The following is a 24,346-nucleotide window of genomic DNA, read 5'->3' on the forward strand; positions in this document are numbered from 1 at the left end:
AGGTGTTTTTGAGGTCTTATTTGGGCGTTACTGAGGTTTTGCAATGCTAGTCTCCGTTTTGCCCGCCGTCGAGCCGGGCGATGAAAACAACAACAAATCCAGGAGAACTTCATGCCCAACACCGATCTCGCCACCTCGTTCAGCGGCCAGTACTTTGTCGTCACCGGCAGCACCCAAGGCCTGGGCGCGGCGGTGGCCCACACCCTGGCACGACGCGGCGCCGCCGGGCTGATCATCTGTGGCCGTCGTCGTGCCCAGGGTGAAGAGCAAGTGCGGCAACTGGCGCAACTGGATTGCCAGGCAATTTTTGTCGAGGCGGACCTGGAGAAAGTCGAGGATTGCCGGGCGATCATCGACGCGGCACGCACTCACTTCGGCACCTTGCATGGGCTGGTGAACTGCGCGGGGATGTCGGACCGCGGCACCATCCTCGACACCTCGCCGGAGCTGTTCGAGCGGCTGTTTGCGGTGAATGTGCGGGCACCGTTTTTCCTGATGCAGGAAGCGCTCAAACTGATGATCAGCAATGGCGTGGAAGGCGCCGTGGTGAATATCCAGAGCGTCACCGGGCATGGCGGGCAGTCGTTTTTGAGTGCCTACGCGGCGTCCAAGGGGGCCCTGGCGATCCTCACCAAGAACGTGGCGTTCAGCGCCCTGCGCAACCGCATCCGGGTGAACGGTTTGAATATCGGCTGGATGGATACGCCCCACGAGGATGATATCCAGCGCCAGTACCACGGTGCCCAGGACGGTTGGCTGGCCAAGGCCGAAAGTGCGCAACCGTTCGGACGCTTGCTCAAGCCCGGGGAAGTGGCGCAGAGCGTGGCGTTTTTACTGTCCCGCGAGTCCGGCATGATGACCGGTTCGGTGATCGATCTGGAGCAAGGCGTGGTCGGTTGTACCGACGGCTGCAGCCCGCAACCGCATCAGGCCCTGAGCCTGTCGGGAGGTGTGTGATGTCGGCATTCGTCAGCGCCGAAGCGGTGCGCCTGGAAGACTTCCAGCGGCTGTGCTCGCAACAGGCCCATGCCAAGGATTATCCGCTGTGCGCCGAGGTAGTCGGCAATGTGCCGATCTATCGGGCCCACACCCTGCGCAACAGCGACCGCCGCGCGGTAATGGATGAACTGCACCGCCTGTTCCGCGATGGACCGGGGGTGATGGTGGTGCGCCAGGCCTATGAGGACCTGGACGTGGTGGACCGCCATAGCCAGTTGTTCGAGGCGATCTTCGCCACTGAGGCGGCGCAAGGCGTGGCCGCCGATCATTTTGCCAAGGCCGGTAGCAACGGGCGTATCTGGAACTCGCTGCAAAAAGCGGCGTTAGCGTCGCCGCAATCTTTTGTCGAGTATTACGCCAACCCGCTGCTGGGGCTGATTGCCGAAGCGTGGCTGGGGCCGAGTTACCAAGTCACGGCCCAAGTGAATGTGGTGCATCCCGGCGGGCAGGCGCAACAGCCGCACCGGGATTACCACCTGGGCTTCCAGACCAACGACGTGGTGGAGCGCTTTCCTCTGCCGCTGCACGTGCTGTCGCAATACCTGACGTTGCAAGGCGCGGTGGCCCACACCGACATGCCGCTGGAAAGCGGACCAACCCAGTTGCTGCCGTTTTCCCAGCAGTACGCCTTGGGCTATTTGGCGTGGCGTCGCGCAGATTTTATCGACTACTTCCAGCAGCACGCCGTGCAACTGCCCCTGAACAAGGGCGACCTGCTGTTCTTCAACCCGGCGCTGTTCCATGCCGCCGGCACCAACCGCACGACGGACCGCCATCGCATGGCCAACCTGCTGCAAATCTCCTCGGCATTCGGCAAACCGATGGAAGCCCTCGACCGCGACCGCATGATGCTGGCGGTCTATCCGGCATTGCTGGCCAACCCAACGTTGGATGCCCAGGCCGTGATTGCCTGCACGGCCGATGGCTATTCCTTCCCTACCAACCTCGACACCGACCCACCGTTGCAGGGCCTGGCCCCGCAAACCGGGCAACAGTTGATGCAACAAGCGCTCAACGAACGCTGGCCCTATTCGGACTTCGCCGCAGCCGTGGCGCAGATGCGGGCCAAGCGTCAGGCATGAATCGCTTTAACAACAACAAAAACAGCGGAGCACCATCATGAAGAAGCAACTCCTTGCCGCACTGTTTACCCTGGCTGTCAGCCCTTGGGCCCTGGCCGATATACGGATCGGCGTGAGCATCGCCCAGGTCGACGATGTGTTCCTCGCGCAAATGCGTGACTACATGGCGGCCCACGCCAAGGAACTGCCCGGTGTAACCCTTCAGTTCGAAGACGCCCAGGGCGATGTGGTGCGCCAGCTCAACCAGGTGCAGAACTTCACCGCACAAGGCATGGACGCGATCATCGTCAACGCGGTGGACACCGCCGCCACCCAGAAAATGACGGTGAATGCCCAGCAGGCGAAGATCCCGCTGGTGTACGTCAACCGTCGTCCGGAGTTCAAGGATGTTCCGCCGGGCGTGGGGTACGTAGGCTCGGATGAGATCAAGGCCGGCGAAATCCAGATGCGTTATCTGGCGCAGAAAATGGGCGGCAAGGGCAACCTGGCGATCATGCTGGGGCTGCTGTCGAACAACGCCACGCACAACCGGACGCTGGGCGTGAAGAACGTGCTCAAGGACTACCCCGATATCAAGATCGTCGAGGAGCAGAGCGCCGAATGGCAGCGCAGCAAGGCGATTGACCTGATGAACAACTGGATTGTCTCGGGCCGCAAAATCGATGCGGTGGCGGCGAATGCCGATGAAATGGCGATAGGCGCGGCCATGGCGATCAGCCAGGCGGGCATGCAACCGGGCAAGGACATATTGGTCGCCGGCAGCGATGGCGGCGCGGCCGGGCTGGATGCGGTCAAAAAAGGCCAGTTGCTGGTGACGGCGTATCAGGACAACAAGGGGCAAGCGGTGGGTTCGATTGACCTGGCGGTGAAGATGGTGAAAAAACAGCCCTACGAGGCTGAGCTGACCATTCCTTACCAGCAGATCACCAAGGACAACTACCAGGCGTTCCTCAACCCTTGATAGATTTGGGTCAGTAAGGGGCTTTTGTGGTGAGCGGGCTTGCCGCGCGAGGCAAGCTCGCTCACCACAGAAGTCAGAGAAACGCCGCAGAGTGTTCATACCAGCCTGGAATTTTTTGGACGGTCATTGCTCCCTCCTCCCCCGCAGCACGATGTAAAGCAACGGGCCCACCGACACAAACACCGCCGTCAGCAAAAAATACGGCACCACCGACAACACCGAGCGCCCTCGCCCACGCGCATCCCGATACATCCATACGCACGCCAATATCGCCATCAGGTACAGGTCGATCACCACTTGCGCGGTGTCGGGCCGCGAGAGCAATTGCTGCCCAAAAGCCAATAACGATTGCTCGGCAGTCAACAGAGTGAACAGGGTGTAGAGGGAAAACCCGAGCAAAGCGGCCAGGGCAATCGAGGGTCTTGGCATGATGTCTTCCTTGAAGTGATCGAGCCCCACCTTAGCGATAAGGTTTGGCCCTCGCAATGACCTTGGAGGTCATTGCGAGGGCCATGAAAAATCCTTTTTGTCGACCTTCACCGCGTTCGGCATGCCCCAGGACATCACCCTCACCTCGCTGCGCATCGAGCATCTGATTCCCGCTGACGAGGCGACCTGGCGGGTGATGCGCGCCGCCTTCGCGGACTATTCGGCGCTGGTTTTGTGAAATATCTGTACGTAGACTGCGGCCATACCTCAACTTAAGGCGGCGAAGAAAACGTCATGCAAGTTACCGAAGTCTCCATTGCCCAATTGCGCGCTGCGCTTGAATCCGGCCAGACCACTGCCGTTGAACTGGTCCAGGCTTACCTTGCACGGATCGAGGCCTACGACGGCCCGCAGACCGCTACCGCGTTGAACGCCGTGGTGGTGCGCAACCCCGAAGCGCTTAAAGAAGCCGAGGCGTCCGATGCACGCCGGGCCAGGGGCGAAACGTTGGGGCCACTGGATGGCATTCCCTATACCGCCAAGGACAGCTACCTGGTCAAGGGCCTGACGGCGGCCTCGGGCAGCCCGGCCTTTGCCAAACTCGTCGCTCATCGCGATGCGTTCACCATCGAACGCCTGCGCGCCGGTGGCGCTATCTGCCTGGGCAAGACCAATATGCCGCCGATGGCCAATGGCGGCATGCAGCGTGGCGTGTATGGCCGTGCCGAAAGCCCGTATAACGCTGAGTACCTCACCGCGCCGTTCGCCTCCGGTTCGTCCAACGGCGCGGGCACTGCCACCGCCGCCAGTTTCGCGGCATTCGGCCTGGCGGAAGAAACCTGGTCCAGCGGGCGTGGCCCGGCGTCCAACAATGGCCTGTGCGCCTACACCCCGTCCCGTGGGGTGATTTCGGTGCGCGGCAACTGGCCGCTGACGCCAACCATGGATGTGGTGGTGCCCTATGCGCGCACCATGGCCGACCTGCTGGAAGTGCTCGATGTGGTGGTCGCCGAAGACCCCGACACCCGTGGCGACCTGTGGCGCCTGCAACCCTGGGTGCCGATCCCCCGCGTCGCCGAAGTGCGCCCGGCGTCTTACGCTGAACTGGCCGCGACGGCAGAGTCCCTCGCGGGCAAACGCCTGGGCGTACCGCGTATGTACATTAATGCCGACCCCGACGCCGGCACCAGCGAAAAGCCCGGCATCGGCGGCCCGACCGGGCAACGGATCAACACCCGTGACAGCGTGATCGATCTGTGGAAAGACGCCCGCACGGCGCTGGAAGCAGCGGGTGCCGAAGTGATCGAGGTGGATTTCCCGCTGGTGTCCAACTGCGAAGGCGATCGCCCCGGCGCGCCGACGGTGTTCACCCGTGGGCTGGTGTCCAAGGAATTCCTGCACGACGAGTTGTGGGAACTGTCCGCCTGGGCGTTCGATGACTTCCTGCGCGCCAACGACGACCCAACGCTCAACCGCCTGGCGGATGTGGACGGCCCAAAAATCTTCCCACACGACCCCGGCACCCTGCCCAACCGTGAAGACGACCTCGCCGCCGGCATGGACGAATACGTGCGCATGGCCCAGCGCGGCATCACACCCTGGAATGAAATCAGCACCGTGCCCGACGGCCTGCGCGGCCTGGAGCAAACCCGGCGCATCGACCTGGAAGACTGGATGGACAAGCTCGGCCTCGACGCGGTGCTGTTCCCCACCGTCGCCGACGTCGGCCCGGCCGATGCCGATGTGAATGAAGCCAGCGCGGACATCGCCTGGAGCAATGGCATCTGGGTGGCCAACGGCAACCTCGCCATCCGCCACCTGGGCGTACCTACCGTCACCGTGCCGATGGGCGTGATGGCGGACATCGGCATGCCGGTGGGGCTGACGTTTGCCGGGCGCGCCTATGATGACTCGGCGTTGTTGCACCTTGCGGCCGCGTATGAGGCAACGGGCAGCAAGCGCCTGATTCCGCCGCGTACCCCGCCGCTGGCAGACAACTAACGGCTCACCCCGTGGGAGGGGGCTTGCCCCCGATAGCGGAGTGTCAGTCAAAGCTGCTCCAACTGAACCACTGCCATCGGGGGCAAGCCCCCTCCCACATTTTGATCTTCGGCGTGTCAGTTGCTTGGCTTTGTCTTAAAAGGTCGGCAGCACATTGCCGTGCTTATGGATGCTTGTCAGTGTTCCGGCGCTGCCACTCATCCACCACGTCACCCAGGGTCTTGGGGGTCTCGTTGCGAATCCACGCCATGAAGGGTCGGTCGAATTTGAAGCTCGGCCCGCAGTGCTCACACATGAAGCGGCGCACGTTCTGGGTGTTTTTGTAGTGCGCGGTCACGGGAGTGGCGCGGGTGATGGGGTCGCTGTGCCAGTCAAAATCCATTTTTTCGCTCGGGCAGGTGAGGTGTCGGCGTTAGCATAGCGATGCGCCTGTTTCCGAGGAAGCACCAAAACCAGGCAACTCAAAGAACTCAATGTGTTGGGACATCGTATAAGCGCATTCAATCTTAGATGCCCAATAATTTCAGGATATTTCGAAATTTCACTTTCCCTCGTCACAGGAAATATTGCATGGTTGTACGACGACTACAGCTGTCGTCTACATCCCCAACAACAATAAGGAAACATCCATGCAAAACGTCAAACTACTGATCGGTTTTCTTTGCCTGTTCAGCGGCTACGTGGCCGCATCCCCTGCCGACAAAGACGTCGCCCAAGCGGTCGATCACCTGACCCAAGCCATGCTGCATAAAGACATCAAGCAGCTTCAGGCCCTGACCGCCGAGCAACTCACCTACGGCCACTCCAGCGGCAAGATCCAGAACAAACAGGAGTTCATCGCCGATATCGAGACCGGTCGCAGCGGCTTCAAGACCCTGGAAATGCAAAAACAGACCATCACGCTGCAAGGCGACACGGCGCTGGTGCGCAACCACTTTCACGCCCAGGCGGTGAACAGTGGCGTGGAGGTACCCACCGACATCGAAAACTTCCAAGTCTGGCAGAAACAGAAAGGCCACTGGCTATTGATCGGTCGCCAGGCGTTTAAATTCTGAAGGCAAGCGTAGGCTCACCACGCCACTACGCTGCGCACCTTGTGCAACGCCTCGCGCAGCGCCGGCATGTCCACCGAACCCAATGCCAGACGCAACGCATGGGGCACGTGGGCTGAAACGGCAAACGGCTCGGCGGTGGAGACGGAGACGCCCTCGCGCTGCAAGGTCATGGCGACTTGGTCAGCGCGGGCGTCTTCCGCCAAAGGCAGCCACAGAAAATACGATGACGGGTGGCTGGTGTAGGCCAGCCCCCTCAGCACCTGCGCCGCCAAGACTTGCCGAGCCTGGGCATCCTGGCGCTTTTGTGCTTCCAGTTGGGCGACGGTGCCGTCCTCGATCCAGGCCACAGCGATCGCACTCATCACGCCGGGCACGTTCCAGGTGGTGGCCATGATGGTGCGTTCCAGCGCCTTCATCCACGCAGCGGGCGCGGCGACAAACCCCACCCGCAGCCCGGTGGCGACACTCTTCGACAACCCGCCCACATACACCGTGCGTTCCGGCGCCAGGCTGGCCAAGGGCGGCGGTGCGTCCTCGGCCAGAAACGCGTAGGCCGCATCTTCGATGATCATCAGGTTGTGCTGGCGGGCGATGGCTACCAGTTGCTCGCGCTGCTCAATGCCCATCACCCAGCCCAGCGGATTGTGCAGGGTCGGTATGCTGTACACCGCACGCACCGGGCGCTTGCCACACAGGTTGCGCAGAGCTGCCAGGTCCGGGCCGCTGGCGGTGACGGGAATCGGGACGATTTCAAGGTGCAGGGTCTCTGCCAGCACCTTGAACCCCGAATAGGTCAATGCGTCCACCGCGATCACATCCCCTGGCTTGAGCAACGCCATCATCGCCACCGCCAACCCATGCTGGGCACCACTGACCACCAGCACCTGCTCGGCCGCCACCGTCAGCCCTCGGCTCAGCAAGTGACGGGCAATGGTGGCTCGCTCATGCAGGCGACCGGCGTGGGGTTGATAACGCAGCAGCGCTTCAAGGTCGCCGGACAGCGCCAACTGGCGCAGCGCGGTGCGCAGCAAGTCGGCCTGACCGGGCAGCGAGGGGTAATTGAAATTGAGGTCGAGCATGCCCGTCGCGATGGCCATCTGCCCACTGCCCTGCCCTGGCGGTAACGCGATCTCCCGCACGAAGGTGCCGCGCCCGGTTTCCCCACTGACCAGGCCCATGGCTTCCAGCTCGGTGTACACGCGGCTCGCCGTGACCAGCGCCAGGCCGTGGTCGGCGGCCAATTGGCGATGGGTGGGCAAACGCATGCCGGGGGGCATTTTCCCGCTGCGGATGTCTTCGGCAAACCTGTCGACCAGTGACTTGTAGCGGGCGCGGGGCATTGGCGGTGTATCCATGACAATTTTTTGATTGTCTTAATCTTCGATCCTAGGATGGGCGCCACGCAACTTTTCTTTTTCCGGACAGCCCTCATGGAACGTACGTCTCCCCTCAGCGCCCTGGACAGCAGCACTCAGGGTTGGATCAATGGCTTTATCGGCGTGGTGATTTTCAGCGGTTCACTGCCCGCCACGCGCTTGGCGGTCATGGAATTCGATCCGGTGTTTCTGACGATGATCCGCGCCGCCATCGCCGCCGCATTGGGGCTGCTTCTGTTGTGGCAGCTCAAGGCGAAACGCCCCGCACGCGGTCAATGGGTGCCTCTGGTGATCGTCTCACTGGGCGTGGTGATCGGCTTCCCCCTGCTCACCGCGCTGGCCCTGCAATACGTGACCTCTGCGCACTCAATCGTGTTTATCGGCCTGCTGCCCCTGGCCACGGCGGTATTTGGTGTACTGCGCGGCGGCGAGCGACCGCGGCCGGTGTTCTGGGTGTTTTCGGTCCTGGGGAGTGCGTTGGTGATGGGTTATGCCTTGGCCCAAGGCTTGAGCGCGTCACCAGCGGGCGATGTGCTGATGCTGCTGGCGGTGCTGGTATGCGGATTGGGATACGCCGAAGGCGCGAAGCTGTCGCGCAGCCTGGGCGGTTGGCAGGTGATCTGCTGGGCGCTGGTGGTGTCGCTGCCGGTGGTGCTGCCGCTGAGCCTGATCCTTGCCCCGCCGCGTTTCACCGGCATCAGCCTCCCGGCCTGGCTGAGCCTGGGCTATGTGGCGCTGTTCAGCATGCTGATCGGGTTTGTGTTCTGGTATCGCGGCCTGGCTCAGGGCGGGATCGCGGCCGTCGGCCAGTTGCAGTTGCTGCAACCGTTCTTTGGCCTGGCACTGGCGGCGGGCCTGCTGCATGAGCAGGTGAGCCTGGGCATGGTACTGGTGACAGTGGCGGTCATCGGCTGCGTGGCCGGCGCGAAAAAGGTCGCCCGCTAGCGCTGCGGCGCGACCATTTTGAATTTGATATGGATGTCGTTGGACACCACGCTGTTGCCGGCCCATTCACCTTCGCCGATCTTGAAATTGCCGCGATCAAGGATGAATTCGCCGTCGAACACGCCAATGCCATCCAGCTCCTTGAGCAGCACCTGCACATCAACCGGGCGCGTGATGCCCTTGATAGTCAGGTTGCCGCTGATCTGGAAGCGGTTATCCCCCAGCGCCTTGACCCCGGTGGACTCATACACGCCCACCGGGTAGGTCGCGGTATCAAACCAGGACGCGCGTTGCAGGGTGTCATTGGTATCGCCGCTGCCGGCGTCGATGCTGGCGAGCTGGATCTTGAGCAACGCATGCCCCGCCCCCGGCGCCTGCGTATCGAAGGTCAAGGTGCCTTCGAACTCCTTGAACGTGCCATACATCCGCTGCCCCAGTTGCTCGTAGGTAAAACTGATCTGGCTGGCGGTGTGGTTGACGTCCTTGTACTCAACGGCCTGGGCGCTGGCGATAAAACCAAGGGCTACGGCTAACATTCGACGCTTCATTCAATTCTCCGCAAAAAAAATGGACGTACCCCCACAGACGCATGTTCTGCTGGACAGCGTAGCTGCCCGTGGCCGTGAAGGCTGAACCTGGTCTACATTGATTGCCACCGCCAATCGAGGATTGCACCGATGACTCGTCTCACCGCGAAAGACTTTGCCCCCGAACTGCTGGAACTCTACGACGGCTACGCCCACGGCAAGATCAACCGCCGTGAATTTCTCGACCGTGCGGCGTTGTTCACCTTCGCGGGCATGAGCGCTGGCGCACTGCTCGCCGCCCTGAGCCCCAATTACGCCCTGGCCGAGCAAGTGAAATTCACCGACCCGGACATCGTCGCCGACTACATCACCTACCCCTCGCCCAAGGGCAACGGCACGGTACGCGGCTACCTGGTGCGCCCGGCCAAGGCAGCGGGCAAGTTGCCGGCGGTGGTGGTGGTGCACGAAAACCGTGGCCTGAACCCCTATATCGAAGACGTCGCCCGACGCCTGGCCAAAGCCGGCTTTATTGCCCTGGCCCCGGATGGCCTGACCTCCGTTGGCGGCTACCCCGGCAATGATGAAAAAGGCGTCGCACTGCAACAGACCGTCGATCCGACCAAACTGATGAACGACTTCTTCGCCGCCATCGAATGGCTGATGCACCACGACAGCAGCACCGGCAAAGTCGGCATCACCGGCTTCTGCTACGGCGGCGGAGTGACCAACGCGGCAGCGGTGGCCTACCCCGAACTGGGCGCAGCGGTCTCCTTCTACGGCCGCCAACCTGAAGCCAAGGACGTACCGCGCATCAAGGCGCCGATCATGCTGCACTTCGGCGAACTGGATACACGCATCAACGAAGGCTGGCCGCCGTACGAGAAAGCCTTGAAAGCGGCCGGCACAACCTATGAAGCGTTCATCTACAAGGGTGCCAATCACGGCTTCCACAACGACTCGACGCCGCGTTATGACGAAGCAGCGGCGAACCTGGCGTGGGAAAGAACGCTGGGCTGGTTTCGCAAATACCTCGCATGACCGGCGTTGCGGTGCGCCGGCCATGAGCATCTCCACCTAGTTGCCCCGCCGCCGTAGATACCGTCTTGACGCTCACCGGGCAAGCGCAAGGGAGAAATGTGTGCGGTATCTACGGGGTATCTTGTTCACCCTGGCGCCCTGGGTCAGTGCTCCAAAGCATACCGCCGACAATGGTTCAAATACCCCTGTTCATGACTCCCCACCAACTGCACCACACTGGTCCACAACCATGAGGGCGCATCCAATTCCCTCGACCGGTTCTCCTGCAACGTCGCCATCCACCCCTTGCGGGTCGCTCGGTCCATCTGCCGCGCATGAGCAACGCCAACCACCCGCGCCAGATAACCCGCGGCGTGCATAGCGTCAGTCTCGCTCAACTCATCGAGTTCCAACTTCATGTCCTGTGGCAGCAGTTCCCGAATAAAAAACCCGTGATCCAGAAACCGCGCCGCGACCATGCGTCCGCCCAGGCCCGGTGACAGCTGCCGCGCAGCTTCAACCACCCGGCGGCCATTATCCCTGGGCATCTTCGCCCGTGCGGCTCGGGGCGCAGCCGCGCCGACCGCCTCCTTGATGTCGATCAGGCAATATTCCTGATCATCCTTGTCGCCCACGCCGAGCAAGGCCGCGTAACGCAACAGACCCAGGGAGCTGCAGCCCTTGACCCAGTAAGCACAATCCAGGAGTTCGACCTTGGCGTCCTTGGGCCGACCTTTGAGCGAGGTGACCAATTGGTGGATCTCATCCGACGCACAGACGCCTTCCAGCGCGCTTTTTTCAGCCCGCGACAACGCCCAGAAATGCTTGCCCAGCGGGATGGTCGGCCGGGCGCTTTCGATGCGTTCGCGCGCCAGGTGCTTCCAGGTGCGCGCCACCGCGCTGCGCATGCCGGCCTTGACCTGGGACGGGCGTGGCGGTGCTTCGTCGGGTTTATCTTTGAAGGCCTGTTCGTAGCCCAGCATCATTTCTTCAAGCATGCGTGCGGTGGTCACACCAGGAAGGTCCGAGCCTCGCGCGGCGGTCGCCAGGGACAAGGCCAGGCGCACCAGGTCGTGGGCCGGGTTGCCGATCACAGCCTGGTCCAGGTCGCGGATATGCATATCGATGCGGCCTTCGTTGTCGCCGGTGGGGCCCAGGTTTCCGGCATGGCAATCGCCGCAGATCCAGATCGCGGGCCCGTTGGGTAAACGACGCCCCGGCAAACTGTGCAGCCAGTCGTAGAACTGCACGGTACTGCCGCGTACATAGGCGTGGGCCGAGCGCGCCATCTTCAGGTTTCGCAGTTGGGTAAGGTGAGGCATACGAGCGGAGGGGCGCGGTGTTTTCATGGAATAACTCTGTACAGGTGTAGCGGTAGAGCGGCGCGCATCGGCGAATGTTTCATTATGTTTCTAAAATAGTCGTTACGCTGGCCTTTTCCGCTACAGCCAGGCAAGCGACGTCATCGTTTGCCCAGCGCTGGCGAACTGCCTATATTTGGCTCGCCCGCGCAGGGTCTTTTTTTTCGATCACTTTCATGGAAACCCTCTCATGCCCCTCTCTATGCTCTCCGGCATGCGCACTGTCACGGCGATAGCCGCCCTTCTCGCTGCCAGCAACTGCCTGGCCGCCACTGACCTGCAAGCGGTGGTGGACGCCAGTGTCAAGCCGCTGATGCAGCAACAGGCCATTGCCGGCCTTGTCGTCGGCGTGGTTCAGGACGGCAACGTGCAGTATTTCAACTATGGCGTCGCATCCCGGGAGACGCGGCAGCCCGTCAACGAAAACACCCTGTTCGAAATCGGTTCGGTCAGCAAAACCTTCACCGCCACCCTCGCCGGTTATGCAGCAGCCACCGGCAAACTCAAGCTGTCGGCCCCGGCCAGCGACTACCTGCCTGCACTGGGCGGCGGCAAGTTCGACCACATCAGCGTGCTTAATCTGGGCACCTACACCGCCGGTGGCCTGCCCCTGCAATTTCCGCCGGAGGCCGACAACAACCAGCACATGATCAGCTACTTCCAGCAGTGGAAACCCGACTTCGCCCCTGGCACCCAGCGGTTGTATTCCAACCCGAGCCTGGGCCTGTTCGGTTACCTGGCGGCGCAGAGCCTCAAGCAGCCGTTCGACCAGGCGATGGAAAAGACCCTGCTGCCCAAACTCGGGCTCAAGCACACCTTCGTCAAAGTGCCGACAAGCCAGATGGACCTGTACGCCCAAGGCTACGGCAAGGATGGCAAGCCGGTGCGCGTCGGCCCCGGCGCCATGGACAGCGAGGCGTACGGCATCAAGACCAGCGTCTCGGACCTGCTGCGTTATGTGCAAGCCAACATGCGCCCCGCGAAGCTGGAAACCGCCGTGCAACAGGCAATCGCCATCACTCATACCGGCTACTACACCGTCGACGGCATGACCCAGGGCCTGGGCTGGGAAATGTACCCCTACCCCATCACGCTCGATGCGTTGATTGACGGCAACTCCACACCCATGGCCATGGAACCGCACAAGGTCAACTGGCTAACGCCGGCGCAGGCGCCCCATGCCAACACCCTGGTGAACAAGACCGGCTCGACCAACGGGTTTGGTGCCTATGTGGCCTACGTGCCGAGCAAGGGATTGGGGGTGGTGATCCTGGCGAACAAGAACTACCCGAATGCGGAGCGGGTGAAAGTGGCCCATGCGATCTTGAGTACGCTGGATCACTAAAGCCTGGCACAAAAAGAACGGGGGGCGACGACGTTACTCGGCATACGCCCAGGTCATCCGAAACGACGCCCCACCCCATTGCGAATCCACCACGTGCACCTGCCCGCCGTGCCACTGGGATACTCGCTGCACCAGCGCCAGGCCCAGGCCGAAGCCGCCGGTGCGGCGGTCGCGGCTGGCGTCCAGGCGCATAAACGGCTGGAAGATTTTCGCTCGGCCGTCCTCGGGCACACCGGGGCCGTCGTCGCACACCCGCACCTCATAACCGTTGCCGAATTTGATCAGCGACACGTCCACGCGGTGCTCGGCGTAACGGATGGCGTTGCGCAGCAGGTTGATCACCGCCCGCGCCATGAAGCGCGGTTCGATCTGGATCACATCCACCTCACAGGCACGCAGCGACAACTGGATGCCCGCCGCTTCAGCTTCCAGCGCGACGCTGCCGATCACGCTGTCGAGCCAGCTGTGGGCTTCGATGGGCTCGCGGGTGACCTGGGTCGCACCGCGCTCCAGGCTGGCGTAGGTCAGCAGTTCGGAGACCATTTCTTCCAGTTCGCCCAGGTCGGCGTACATATCGGCGATCAACTCGCCGCGTTGACGCGGATCGGCCTGCTGCTTGAGCTGGTCGAGTTCGAACGACAAGCGCGCAATGGGCGTGCGCAGCTCATGGGACACCGCGTTGGTCAGTTCGCGCTGGTTGGCGATCAGGCTCTCGATGCGCTCGGCCATTTGATTGAAGTGCCCGGCCAGTTCGCGCACGGTGGAACGGCGCGGCAGCAGGATGCGCGAGCCGAGGTCGTTGTCGCCAAAACGTTGCGCGGCCAGGCGGATGTGCTCCAGATCACGCCAGTGCGGGCGCACCCAGAAATACAGCACCACCGCAAGGCACAGGCCCAGCAGGCTGTAGGCCCACAGGTACAGCCATTTAGGCTCTTCGGGGAGTTTGATTTCGAGCAGTTGCGGGCTGCTGTCGATACGGGCAATGAACTCCATGAAGTCACCGCGCACCACCAGGCGCCCGTCTGCCAGCAATTGTTGTTCACGGGGGCTCAGGGCCAACTCATCACGATGAACCAGCTTGAGCAGCAAGCCGTAATGGGGCTGCAGCTCGGCCAGCCGCGCCGGGCGAGCATCGGTCGGCAGCAGGCGCAGTTGTTCCACCAGGCCATACGCCGGGCCGCGCATGGCTTCGCGGTTATAGGTTTCGTTGGCTTCGGGCAGCAGCTCATCGAAGGTGTAGTTGACCAGCCAGATCGCCCCCGCCAAACCGAGCGCCAGGATGATGTACAGGCGCATGTACAAGCGCAGCATCTAGACCTCCCACGCGAACGGATTGAACAGATAACCCTTGCCCCAGATGGTCTTGATGCACACCGGTTCGCGGGGATTGTCGTTGAGCTTGCCGCGCAGTTTGCTGATGTACACGTCGACGCTGCGGTTAAGGCCGTCGAATGCAATGCCGCGCATGCGGTTGAGAATGTCATCGCGAGAAAGGATGGTGCCGGCGTTGCTGGCCAGCAACCACAGCAGTTCGAATTCCATGGTGGTGAGGTCGATCTTGTCGTCACCCAGACTGACCATCCGGCAACTGCGGTCGATGGCCAATCGACCGAATGCCAGCGCCCCGCGCACGGTCGGCTCCGGCAGCTGGCGACGTTGCAGCGCGCGCAGGCGCGCCAGCAGCACCGGCGGCTTGATCGGTTTGATCACGTAGTCATCGGCGCCGGATTCCAGGCCGAGGATATGGTCCAGGTCATCCTCCTTGGCAGTGAGGATGACGATGGGGGTGTCGGAAACGCTACGAATTTCGCGGCACACCTGCAGGCCGCTCTGGCCCGGCAGCATCAGGTCGAGTACGACGATTTTCGGCTTGAACGCCAGGAACGCCGCCAGGGCTTCATCGCCTCGGTGCACCACACGGGGCTCGAAGCCATGCTGTGATAGAAAATGCGCGATCAGCCCCGCCAGCTTTTCGTCGTCCTCAATGAGCAGAACCTTACCCTGACCCAGGTTTTCCATACGTTCTCTGTGTGCGCACGCGGATTGAAGAGCGCGCATTATAGGTGGCAAGCTGGGCAACTGAAGCATTCAGCCGGACGCTGCCACGCAAGCTTCATGTTATTAAGAGTTTTTTACAAATAGCCCGCACTCTTTAACGCCATTCACAAGGAGTTGTATGCGCAAGGATTACCTGGCGTTCTTTGTTTCGCTGTTCCTGTCGCGCCTGGCGGACCAGACCCTGCTGTTTATCGTGCCGCTGATCGTATTCCAGACGACCCGAAGCGTGTCGTGGGCAGGCCTGGCATTTTTTATCGAATCGCTGCCTCGCTTCCTGGCCTTCCCGGTGTCCGGCGCCCTGTGCGACAAGTATTCGCCGGTACGCATCCTGCACATCAGCCAGGCCTACCGGGCGTTGGCGTGTGTGCTGGCGGTGGCACTGTACGGGATATTCGACGGTATCTACTGGCTGGTGCTGCTGTCTGCATTGTGCGGCGTGCTGACCACCCAAGGCATCATGGCCCGTGAGGTGCTGATGCCGCATATCTTCAAGCACTACACCTACACCAAGACCTTGTCCTATTCACAAATCGCCGACCAGAGCGGCCTGGTGCTGGGCCCGCTTGTGGCAGCGCTGATGCTCGAAATATGGCCTTGGCATTGGGTGGTGCTGGGTGTCGGCGGGCTGTTTGTACTGGCAGACCTGGCCATGCTGATCTGGCAACGCACTACCACGGTGAGCCTGCAAAGCCATGCACAGCACCGTGACATCTGGTTGCAGCCGCTGCGCATTGCCTTCGGGCATATCCGCAGCCTGGCGGAACTGAAGCGGGTCATTACCCTCGCTGTCGGCGTGAACCTGTTGATTGGCGTGACACTGGCCACATCGGCGGCAATGGTTACGGGCCAATATGCAGCCAGCAAGGATACCTACGCCCTGCTGCAAGCTGCCGGCGCGGTCGCCACCATCGTCATCCTGTTTTACCTGGCACGCTCGTCATTGGCGCTGAAGGTCATGGGCGGGCTGTCGTATTCAACGATTGCCGCAGGGGCGTTGATCATGGCGGTCAGCCCGACCTTGTGGGGCTACACCTTGGGTTTCCTGCTGGTCACCGGTTTCGACAAGATGTTCAACGTGTACCTGCGCAGCACCCGTCAGCGGGTGATTCCGGCGCAGGACTTCGGTAAGACGGTGGGCGTGATCACCTTGCTCAATAACCTGCCGCAACCCTTGGCAGGGCTGATGATTGCCGTACTCGCAGCGCCACTTGGCACGCAAACAGTGATCCTGCTACTGACGGCGATCACCAGCTTGCTCGGCGTGGCCGTGGCGTCAGGCTGGCACGCCACTGTGAAAGCGGAACTCGACGTCAGGTGACTCGATCAATTCCTGCTCGGCCGCCCTGACCCGCTCGATCACCTGGGCAATATCCTTGGCGTCGCCGTACTGATAAGCCAGTTTCAAGTAACCCTGGAAATGCCGCGCCTCGCTTTTCAGCAGGCCGAAGTAGAACTTGCTGAGTTCTTCGTCCAAATGCGGCACCAGCGCTTCGAATCGCTCGCAACTGCGCGCTTCGATAAAAGCGCCGACCACCAGAGTGTCCACCAGCTTAACTGGCTCATGACTGCGCACAACCTTGCGCAAACCCGAGGCATAGCGGCTGGCGTGCAACTGGCGCAGTTCGATCTTGCGCTTTTTCATCAGGCGCATGACCTGCTCGTGGTGCACCAGCTCTTCGCGGGCCAGGCGCGACATCATGTTGATCAGGTCGACATGGCCGTGGTACTTGGCGATCAGGCTCAGGGCGGTGCTCGCAGCTTTGAATTCGCAGTTCTTGTGGTCGATCAGCAGGGTTTCCTGCTCGGCCAATGCGGCCTGGACCCAGGCGTCAGGGGTGCGGCAACCGAGGAATTCGTGGATTTCTGGCAGGTTCATCGGGCTCACGGGCAAAAGGATCACAAAAGGCCGGCGATTATACCGACCACGCCGCAGACCACCAGCCACTGGCCTTGATGTGCATCAACATGACGGCTGCCGGGCAGCAACTATAGTTACCCCACGCCCACTCTTTTGGAGTTCCCCACCATGCAAGCCATCCGCAGCATCCTGGTGGTCATCGAGCCCGAGCATTCGGAGAGCCTGGCCCTCAAGCGCGCCAAGCTGATCGCCGGGGTCACCGGCGCGCACCTGCACCTGCACTTGCTGGTCTGCGACAAGAAACATGAGCATTCGGCGCTGCTGAGTCTGCTCAAGGCGGGCTTGGAGGAGGATGGCTACAGCGTAACCACCGAACAGGCCTGGAATAACAGCCTGCATGAAACCATTATCGACGTGCAGCAGGCCGAGGGCTGCGGCCTGGTGGTCAAGCAACACTTTCCCGACAGCCCGCTGAAAAAGGCGCTGCTGACGCCGGGGGACTGGAAGCTGCTGCGGTACTGCCCGACGCCGGTGCTGCTGGTGAAGACCGCTGCACCGTGGGCCGGCAAGGTGATTCTGGCGGCCATCGATGTGGGAAATAACGATGGTGAGCATCGCTCGTTGCACAACGCGATCATCGACCATGGCTTTGATATCGCCAGCCTGGCCAAGGCGCAACTGCATGTGATCAGCGCCCATCCGTCACCGATGCTGTCGGCAGCCGACCCGACCTTCCAGCTCAAGGAAACCATCGAGGCGCGCTACCGCGAGCAGTGCCGGGCATTTCAGGCCGAGTTCGATGTCGATGACAAACACCTGCATATCGAGGAAGGCCCGGCCGACGTATTGATTCCACATTTTGCCCACACACTGCAGGCGGCCGTGACCATCATCGGCACCGTGGCGCGCACCGGCATTTCCGGTGCACTGATCGGCAATACGGCAGAGGTAGTGCTGGATAAGGTCGAGGGGGATGTACTGGTACTCAAGCCCCAGACGTTGATGGATCATCTGGAAGAACTCGCCACCAAACCCTGAGACGCTGAAGCTCCCACATTTTGATCCGCGTTATCAGTCTGGTAGCGCGTCTCTGAGGAAACCCGGCGCGATGTAGCGCTGGTAATGCGCCTCGGAAAGGATAAAGAATTCACGGTCAATCGCATCGCGCAGGTCCGGCAAGGCCCAATCACGAAACTCCGGCAACAGCACCATGCCGTACGCCTCCAGGTTATTGATGACCCGCGCGCCACGGGCAATCAACTGATAAGCCCAGCAGTACTCGGACTGGTGCGGCACGAAGCGGATCTTGCGCTGTTCCAACTGACCGCGCAGGGTCTTGGGGTCGAAAATCTCCAGTTTGCCGGCCATCACCTGCACCAGCAGTTGCTCAAGACGCAGCCAAACCGCACGTTTTTGCTCTTCGTTGTAGCCATTCCACAGGATCACTTCGTGGTGGAAGCGCTTGCAGCCACGGCACACCAGGTCGCCGTAAACCGTGGAGCACAGGCCGACGCAGGGGGTCTTGATGGTTTGGTTGGGCATGGGCAACAACACACAAATCAGCGAAACAGTGCGCCATGTTAGCCCTTTGTCTAAGGTTGATCACCCAGCAAACTTGCCATGGCAACTTACCTTTAGAAATTTTTTGCCGTAGAATCATCCGGCCTTGTAAGGCGCCAATAATCCGCTGGAAGCTGTTTTCAAAGCGTCACGAGCACAGTCGTTCCTTCAGAACGGTGTTGGCGCGGGTTTGACCCCGGTAGGTCAAAAACCGCGCCAACCCTCATCAGCTCCGTTCTGCAGGCGTAAAACTTTGAAAGCAGCTTCTGTGAGGAATGCCGGCAGCGCTGGCTTTGCGGCCCAAAAAGCCCCCGAGCGCATGCGTGCCGTTCATTTCTGGATGAGCGTCCCGTGGGACCACTGATGAGGGTAATAACTGTGCTTGAAGCCTACCGCAAACATATCGAAGAGCGTGCAGCCCTGGGTATTGTTCCCCAGCCGCTTAACGCCGAACAAACCGCAGGCCTGGTCGAGCTGCTGAAAAATCCTCCGGCTGGCGAAGAAGAATTCCTCGTTGACCTGATCACCAACCGCATTCCACCAGGTGTTGACGAAGCTGCCTACGTCAAGGCCGGTTTCCTGTCTGCCCTGGCCAAGGGCGAAGCCACTTCCCCCCTGATCGACAAGAAACGCGCTGTTGAACTGCTTGGCACCATGCAAGGCGGCTACAACATCGTGACGTTGGTCGAGCTGCTGGACGACGCCACGCTTGCGCCTGTCGCTGCCGCCCAACTCAAGCACACCCTGCTGATGTTCGATGCGTTCCACGACGTGGCCGAAAAAGCCAAGAACGGCAACGAGCACGCCAAAGGCGTGATCCAGTCCTGGGCTGACGGCGAATGGTTCCGCAACCGCCCTACCCTGGCCGACAAGATCAGCCTGCGCGTGTTCAAGGTCACCGGCGAAACCAACACCGACGACCTGTCCCCTGCGCCTGATGCCTGGTCCCGTCCAGATATCCCGCTGCACGCCCTGGCCATGCTGAAAATGGCTCGCGAAGGCATCGTGCCGGACGAGCAAGGCAAGACTGGCCCGATGAAGCAGATCGAAGAGATGCGTGGCCAAGGCTTCCCGATCGCCTACGTCGGTGACGTGGTCGGTACCGGTTCGTCGCGTAAATCGGCGACCAACTCGGTATTGTGGTTCTTCGGCGACGACGTTCCTTACGTGCCGAACAAGCGCGCCGGCGGCTTCTGCTTCGGCAGCAAGATCGCTCCGATCTTCTACAACACCATGGAAGATGCCGGCGCACTGCCGATCGAATTCGACGTTACCAACATGAACATGGGCGACGTGATCGACCTGTACCCCCATGCTGGCAAAGTCTGCAAACACGGCACCGACGAAGTCCTGACCACCTTCGAAATGAAGACCCCGGTATTGTTGGACGAAGTCCGCGCCGGCGGCCGTATCCCGCTGATCATCGGCCGTGGCCTGACCGACAAGGCTCGCGCCGAACTCGGCCTGGGCCCTACCGACCTGTTCAAGCTGCCTGAAGCGCCTGTCGACACCGGCAAGGGTTTCACCCTGGCGCAGAAAATGGTCGGCAAGGCCTGCGGCCTGCCGGAAGGCAAAGGCGTTCGTCCAGGTACGTACTGCGAACCGAAGATGACCACCGTGGGTTCCCAGGACACCACCGGTCCGATGACCCGTGACGAACTGAAAGACCTGGCGTGCCTGGGCTTCTCGACCGACCTGGTGATGCAGTCCTTCTGCCACACCGCGGCCTATCCAAAGCCGATCGACGTGACCACCCACCACACCCTGCCTGACTTCATCATGACCCGTGGCGGTGTATCGCTGCGCCCAGGCGACGGCATCATCCACAGCTGGCTGAACCGCATGCTGCTGCCGGATACCGTCGGTACCGGTGGTGACTCCCACACCCGTTTCCCGATGGGCATCTCGTTCCCGGCCGGTTCCGGTCTGGTCGCCTTCGCCGCAGCCACTGGCGTAATGCCACTGGACATGCCGGAATCGATCCTGGTGCGCTTCAAAGGCAAAATGAAACCTGGCATCACCCTGCGTGACCTGGTTCATGCCATTCCTTACTACGCGATCCAGTCCGGTCTGCTGACCGTCGAGAAGAAAGGCAAGAAAAACGCCTTCTCGGGCCGCATCCTGGAAATCGAAGGCCTGAACGACCTGACGCTGGAACAGGCTTTCGAGCTGTCCGACGCCTCGGCCGAACGTTCGGCTGCCGGTTGCACCATCAAGCTGTCGAAAGAGTCCGTCACCGAGTACCTGAACTCCAACATCACCCTGCTGCGCTGGATGATCGGCGAAGGCTACGGTGATCCACGTACCCTGGAACGTCGTGCCCAAGCGATGGAAGCCTGGGTTGCCAACCCAGAGCTGATGGAAGCCGATGCCGACGCGGAATACGCCGAAATCATCGAGATCGACCTGGCCGAAATCAACGAGCCGATCCTCTGCGCACCGAACGACCCGGACGACGCCCGTCTGTTGTCCAGCGTTGCCGGCGAGAAGATCGACGAAGTGTTCATCGGTTCATGCATGACCAACATCGGTCACTTCCGCGCTGCCGGCAAGTTGCTGGAACAGGTCAAGGGGCAGCTGCCAACCCGTCTGTGGCTGTCGCCGCCGACCAAGATGGACGCTCACCAACTGACCGAAGAAGGCTACTACGGTATCTACGGCAAGGCCGGTGCGCGCATGGAAATGCCGGGCTGCTCGCTGTGCATGGGTAACCAGGCACGTGTAGAACCGAACTCGACCGTTGTGTCGACCTCGACCCGTAACTTCCCGAACCGTCTGGGTGATGGCGCGAACGTCTACCTGGCCTCGGCTGAGCTGGCGGCAGTGGCCTCTACCCTGGGTCGCCTGCCGACCGTCGAAGAGTACATGGGCTACGCGGCGAAACTGGACACCATGGCCAGTGACGTCTACCGCTACCTGAACTTCGACCAGATCGCTGAGTTCCGCAAGATCGCAGCAAGCGCCAACATACCGGTGATTCAAGCCTAAGGTGTTGATGTGAAAAAACGCCGCGTATCGCAAGGTACGCGGCGTTTTTTTATGCCTGGAATACGATCTTCATAACACTGAAAGGCAAATGTGGGAGGGGGCTTGCCCCCGATGGCAGTGGGTCAGCCAACTCATGGGGGGCTGATACACCGCTATCGGGGGCAAGCCCCCTCCCACATTTAGACCTGTGCTGCCCTTGAAAGCAGCGTCAGACCTCAAGCAATAAACGAATACACCAACGCCGTAATCGCCACCAGGCCAACCGCCGTCACGAATACGTTGGACGCCTGCCCACGGTACTTGGCCATGGCCGGCACCTTGCGGATTGCGTACATCGGCATCAGGAACAGGATCGACGCAATGATCGGCCCGCCGAGGGTCTCGATCATGCCGAGGATGCTTGGGTTCAGCGTGGCAACGATCCAGCACACCACCAGCATAAAGGCAGCAGTCATGCGGTCCAGAGTCTTGGCCGCCGGACGACGACCACTCTTGAGCACCAAGCCCTTGAGGCCTTCACTGGCACCGATGTAGTGGCCCAGGAACGACTTGGCAATCGCCACGAATGCGATCAATGGCGCGGCAAACGCGATGGTCGGGTTGTTGAAGTGGTTGGCCAGGTACGACAGGATCGACAGGTTCTGCGCCTTCGCCTCAGCCAGTTGCGCCGGCGACAGGGTCAGCACGCAGCTGAAGACGAAGAACAGCACCATTACCACCATCAACAGGTGCGCGCGGGACAGGATCTGCGAGCTGCGCTCATCGGCGTGGGCGCCGTACTGGCGTTTCTGGTCAACCGCGAAGGCCGAGATGATCGGCGAATGGTTGAAGGAGAACACCATCACCGGAATCGCCAGCCACAGGGTATTGAGCAGCGCAGACGGCGCCGGGACCACACTGGCGGTGCTGAGGATGCCGCCGTTCCAGTGTGGGATCAGGTACACCGCGAGGAACAGCAAGGCGACGATAAACGGGTACACCATCAGGCTCATGGCCTTGACGATCACCTGCTCACCGCAACGCACCACGGCCAGCAGGCCAAGGATCAACACAAACGACAGGATCGCCCGTGGCGGCGGCAGGATGTGCAGTTGGTGTTCCATGAAGCTGCTGACCGTGTTGGTCAGCGCCACGCTGTAGATCAACAGGATCGGAAAGATGGCGAAAAAGTACAGCAAGGTGATCAGTGCACCCGCCTTGATACCGAAATGTTCTTCCACCACGTCAGTGATGTCCGAACCTTCACGCCCGGAGAGTACGAAACGGGTCAGGCCACGGTGGGCAAAGAACGTCATCGGAAACGCCAGCACCGCCAGGATCAGCAGCGGCCAGAAGCCACCCAGGCCGGCGTTGATGGGCAGAAACAAAGTACCGGCGCCGATGGCCGTGCCGAACAGACCGAGCATCCAGGTGGTGTCCTGGCGGCTCCAGCTTGTGAGGGTTGCAGGTGTCGTTGCATAGCGTTCGTCGACGCTATTGGCCTGATCATTCATCCGGTCGGATCTCCGCATTTACACGGCCGGGACGAGTCAGAAAAACCTGACAGGCAGCGCCCCGACCATAGAAGGGGCCGGATTGTCCGGGATTCTTGTGAATAAGCAAAGACTTAGCTGAGGAATGGTAGTCCCGTGCCGCTGCGGCAGTCCTTGCATCAACCCCCTATAAAATGTCGCATACTCTCTCTTCCATACCGCCTCCCCAAGGAAGAGCCGTCCGATGACCACCACTGTCCTGGTCCTGGTTGAAACCATCAACGACTACCTGCCCATTATCGAGAGCAACGACTTTCATGTGATCCTGGCGCCGACGCCCGCCGAGCGCGCCCAGGCCATCAAGGTTCACGGCGGCCAGATCCAGGCCGTGCTGACCCGTGGCCCGCTGGGTTTGTACGCCGAGGAAATCGCTGCCCTGCCGTTGCTGGAAATTATCTGCGTGATCGGCGCCGGCTATGAACATGTGGACCTGCAGGCGGCCAGCAACCGCGGGATCGTGGTCACCAACGGCGCCGGGGTGAACGCCCCGTCGGTGGCGGACCACGCCATGGCGCTGTTGCTGTCCCTGGTGCGCGGCATCCCGCAGACCGATGCCGCCGTGCGACGTGGGGAATGGCCCAAAGTGATGCGCCCTTCCCTCGGCGGCAAGCAGTTGGGCATTCTCGGGCTGGGCGCCGTGGGCCTGGAGATCGCCAGGCGCGCCGCCCTCGGATTTGGCATGGAGGTGAGCTATCACAACCGCCAGCCCCGTGACGATGTGGACTACACCTACTGCGCCACGGCCGTGGAACTGGCGCGCACCTCGGACTTCCTGATCCTGGCCACGCCTGGAGGCCCGAGCACCCGTCACCTGATCGATCGTCTCGCCCTGGATGCTTTGGGGCCCAATGGCTACCTGGTGAATATCGGCCGTGGCAGCGTGATCGTCACCGCCGACCTGATCACTGCCCTTGAACAACGTCGCATTGGTGGTGCCGCGCTGGATGTGTTCGACGACGAACCCAATGTCCCCGACGCTCTCAAGCACCTGAGCAATGCCGTGCTCACCTCCCATGTGGCGGGCCTGTCGCCGGAAGCCGCCCACGACACCGTGCAACGGGTGGCCGACAATCTGGTGGAGTACTTCGCCGGCCGAGCGGTGCTCACCCCCGTAGCCTTGCCCGCGCCCGTAAAATGACCGATCAGGCACGCTGATCGCCCGCCAACACGCTAACCTATTAAGCCGCCCCGACCTTGTCGCTGGGCGGTTGTGCGCATTAGATTAGGAAATAGTCCAAGGCCTTTAGAATAA

Annotated in this window: 22 protein-coding genes and 1 pseudogene; 13 read left to right on the top strand and 10 right to left on the bottom strand. The window is 61.3% G+C overall.

Annotation, left to right across the window (positions count from 1 at the left end):
* The first annotated feature begins 111 nt into the window (after positions 1-111).
* The 3 genes from AB3G88_RS14450 to AB3G88_RS14460 are packed head-to-tail and all read left to right on the top strand — an operon-like array spanning position 112 to position 3,042.
* A complete protein-coding gene (locus AB3G88_RS14450; protein ID WP_480450329.1) occupies positions 112-957 on the top strand; it encodes an SDR family oxidoreductase in 846 nt (281 codons plus the stop codon).
* Positions 957-2,081 carry a phytanoyl-CoA dioxygenase family protein gene (locus tag AB3G88_RS14455; RefSeq protein WP_480450331.1) on the top strand — a complete coding sequence of 375 codons (1,125 nt, stop codon included), beginning with the start codon at positions 957-959 and terminating at the stop codon, positions 2,079-2,081. Before AB3G88_RS14450 ends, AB3G88_RS14455 begins: the two co-directional genes overlap by 1 nt.
* Before the next feature lie 37 nt (positions 2,082-2,118).
* Complete coding sequence (locus tag AB3G88_RS14460) at positions 2,119-3,042, top strand: sugar ABC transporter substrate-binding protein (RefSeq protein WP_150761276.1); 924 nt, start codon at positions 2,119-2,121, stop codon at positions 3,040-3,042.
* Between the two features lie 123 nt (positions 3,043-3,165).
* Here the strand turns inward: AB3G88_RS14460 and AB3G88_RS14465 are convergent, their stop codons facing one another.
* Positions 3,166-3,471, bottom strand: a complete 306-nt coding sequence (locus AB3G88_RS14465) for a DUF2834 domain-containing protein (RefSeq protein ID WP_480450334.1) — start codon at positions 3,469-3,471, stop codon at positions 3,166-3,168.
* Positions 3,472-3,556: 85 nt separating this feature from the next.
* On the opposite strand from AB3G88_RS14465, the pseudogene AB3G88_RS14470 reads away from it, so the two are divergent.
* Both AB3G88_RS14470 and AB3G88_RS14475 read left to right on the top strand, forming a co-directional pair.
* A pseudogene (locus AB3G88_RS14470) lies at positions 3,557-3,709 on the top strand (helix-turn-helix domain-containing protein); the annotation flags it as partial.
* A gap of 56 nt (positions 3,710-3,765) precedes the next feature.
* On the top strand, positions 3,766-5,472 hold the full coding sequence (locus AB3G88_RS14475) for an amidase (protein WP_480450336.1): 1,707 nt from the start codon (positions 3,766-3,768) through the stop codon (positions 5,470-5,472).
* Positions 5,473-5,635: 163 nt separating this feature from the next.
* Here AB3G88_RS14475 and AB3G88_RS14480 read toward each other — a convergent pair whose 3' ends face one another.
* Positions 5,636-5,854, bottom strand: coding sequence for a DUF6434 domain-containing protein (locus AB3G88_RS14480; protein WP_112195578.1), 219 nt, complete (start codon positions 5,852-5,854; stop codon positions 5,636-5,638).
* A 247-nt stretch (positions 5,855-6,101) separates the two neighbouring features.
* On the opposite strand from AB3G88_RS14480, the gene AB3G88_RS14485 reads away from it, so the two are divergent.
* On the top strand, positions 6,102-6,527 hold the full coding sequence (locus tag AB3G88_RS14485) for a nuclear transport factor 2 family protein (protein ID WP_099585350.1): 426 nt from the start codon (positions 6,102-6,104) through the stop codon (positions 6,525-6,527).
* 14 nt (positions 6,528-6,541) lie between these two features.
* Here the strand turns inward: AB3G88_RS14485 and AB3G88_RS14490 are convergent, their stop codons facing one another.
* Positions 6,542-7,867, bottom strand: coding sequence for an aminotransferase-like domain-containing protein (locus AB3G88_RS14490; RefSeq protein WP_480450339.1), 1,326 nt, complete (start codon positions 7,865-7,867; stop codon positions 6,542-6,544).
* Positions 7,868-7,957: 90 nt separating this feature from the next.
* Between AB3G88_RS14490 and AB3G88_RS14495 the strand changes: the two genes are divergently transcribed.
* A complete protein-coding gene (locus AB3G88_RS14495) occupies positions 7,958-8,848 on the top strand; it encodes a DMT family transporter (protein ID WP_480450341.1) in 891 nt (296 codons plus the stop codon).
* Here the strand turns inward: AB3G88_RS14495 and AB3G88_RS14500 are convergent.
* On the bottom strand, positions 8,845-9,396 hold the full coding sequence (locus tag AB3G88_RS14500) for a YceI family protein (protein WP_480450343.1): 552 nt from the start codon (positions 9,394-9,396) through the stop codon (positions 8,845-8,847). The two genes, AB3G88_RS14495 and AB3G88_RS14500, sit on opposite strands and share 4 nt — an antisense overlap.
* 129 nt (positions 9,397-9,525) lie before the next feature.
* Between AB3G88_RS14500 and yghX the strand changes: the two genes are divergently transcribed.
* Positions 9,526-10,413 carry a YghX family hydrolase gene (gene yghX / locus AB3G88_RS14505; RefSeq protein WP_099585354.1) on the top strand — a complete coding sequence of 296 codons (888 nt, stop codon included), beginning with the start codon at positions 9,526-9,528 and terminating at the stop codon, positions 10,411-10,413.
* Positions 10,414-10,556: 143 nt separating this feature from the next.
* On the opposite strand, the gene AB3G88_RS14510 is transcribed toward yghX, so the two are convergent.
* Entirely contained in the window at positions 10,557-11,741 is a 1,185-nt protein-coding gene (locus AB3G88_RS14510) for a DUF2252 family protein (RefSeq protein ID WP_112195585.1), read from the bottom strand.
* A 226-nt stretch (positions 11,742-11,967) separates the two neighbouring features.
* On the opposite strand from AB3G88_RS14510, the gene ampC reads away from it, so the two are divergent.
* Positions 11,968-13,098 (top strand): class C beta-lactamase, encoded by a 1,131-nt coding sequence (gene ampC, locus AB3G88_RS14515; RefSeq protein WP_480454441.1) that lies wholly within the window; start codon positions 11,968-11,970, stop codon positions 13,096-13,098.
* A 33-nt stretch (positions 13,099-13,131) separates the two neighbouring features.
* On the opposite strand, the gene AB3G88_RS14520 is transcribed toward ampC, so the two are convergent.
* Entirely contained in the window at positions 13,132-14,409 is a 1,278-nt protein-coding gene (locus AB3G88_RS14520) for an ATP-binding protein (protein ID WP_099585357.1), read from the bottom strand.
* Positions 14,410-15,117, bottom strand: a complete 708-nt coding sequence (locus AB3G88_RS14525) for a winged helix-turn-helix domain-containing protein (RefSeq protein WP_112195589.1) — start codon at positions 15,115-15,117, stop codon at positions 14,410-14,412. It abuts the gene before it with no gap.
* Positions 15,118-15,274: 157 nt separating this feature from the next.
* Here AB3G88_RS14525 and AB3G88_RS14530 point away from each other — a divergent pair, with 157 nt between their 5' ends.
* Complete coding sequence (locus AB3G88_RS14530; protein ID WP_480450347.1) at positions 15,275-16,474, top strand: MFS transporter; 1,200 nt, start codon at positions 15,275-15,277, stop codon at positions 16,472-16,474.
* Here AB3G88_RS14530 and AB3G88_RS14535 read toward each other — a convergent pair.
* Positions 16,430-17,032 (bottom strand): MiaE family protein, encoded by a 603-nt coding sequence (locus AB3G88_RS14535; RefSeq protein WP_480450349.1) that lies wholly within the window; start codon positions 17,030-17,032, stop codon positions 16,430-16,432. The two genes, AB3G88_RS14530 and AB3G88_RS14535, sit on opposite strands and share 45 nt — an antisense overlap.
* A 150-nt stretch (positions 17,033-17,182) precedes the next feature.
* Here AB3G88_RS14535 and AB3G88_RS14540 point away from each other — a divergent pair, with 150 nt between their 5' ends.
* Entirely contained in the window at positions 17,183-18,052 is an 870-nt protein-coding gene (locus tag AB3G88_RS14540; protein WP_480450351.1) for a universal stress protein UspL, read from the top strand.
* Positions 18,053-18,085: 33 nt separating this feature from the next.
* Here the strand turns inward: AB3G88_RS14540 and AB3G88_RS14545 are convergent, their stop codons facing one another.
* Positions 18,086-18,556, bottom strand: a complete 471-nt coding sequence (locus AB3G88_RS14545; protein WP_099585363.1) for a DUF1289 domain-containing protein — start codon at positions 18,554-18,556, stop codon at positions 18,086-18,088.
* A gap of 396 nt (positions 18,557-18,952) precedes the next feature.
* Here AB3G88_RS14545 and acnB point away from each other — a divergent pair, with 396 nt between their 5' ends.
* Positions 18,953-21,562 carry a bifunctional aconitate hydratase 2/2-methylisocitrate dehydratase gene (gene acnB, locus AB3G88_RS14550; protein WP_099585364.1) on the top strand — a complete coding sequence of 870 codons (2,610 nt, stop codon included), beginning with the start codon at positions 18,953-18,955 and terminating at the stop codon, positions 21,560-21,562.
* Positions 21,563-21,777: 215 nt separating this feature from the next.
* Here the strand turns inward: acnB and AB3G88_RS14555 are convergent, their stop codons facing one another.
* On the bottom strand, positions 21,778-23,055 hold the full coding sequence (locus AB3G88_RS14555) for a serine/threonine transporter (protein ID WP_158877735.1): 1,278 nt from the start codon (positions 23,053-23,055) through the stop codon (positions 21,778-21,780).
* Positions 23,056-23,278: 223 nt separating this feature from the next.
* Here AB3G88_RS14555 and AB3G88_RS14560 point away from each other — a divergent pair, with 223 nt between their 5' ends.
* Positions 23,279-24,232 carry a 2-hydroxyacid dehydrogenase gene (locus AB3G88_RS14560; protein WP_099585366.1) on the top strand — a complete coding sequence of 318 codons (954 nt, stop codon included), beginning with the start codon at positions 23,279-23,281 and terminating at the stop codon, positions 24,230-24,232.
* The last annotated feature ends 114 nt before the right edge of the window (positions 24,233-24,346 follow it).

Source organism: Pseudomonas arvensis, from assembly GCF_056688935.1.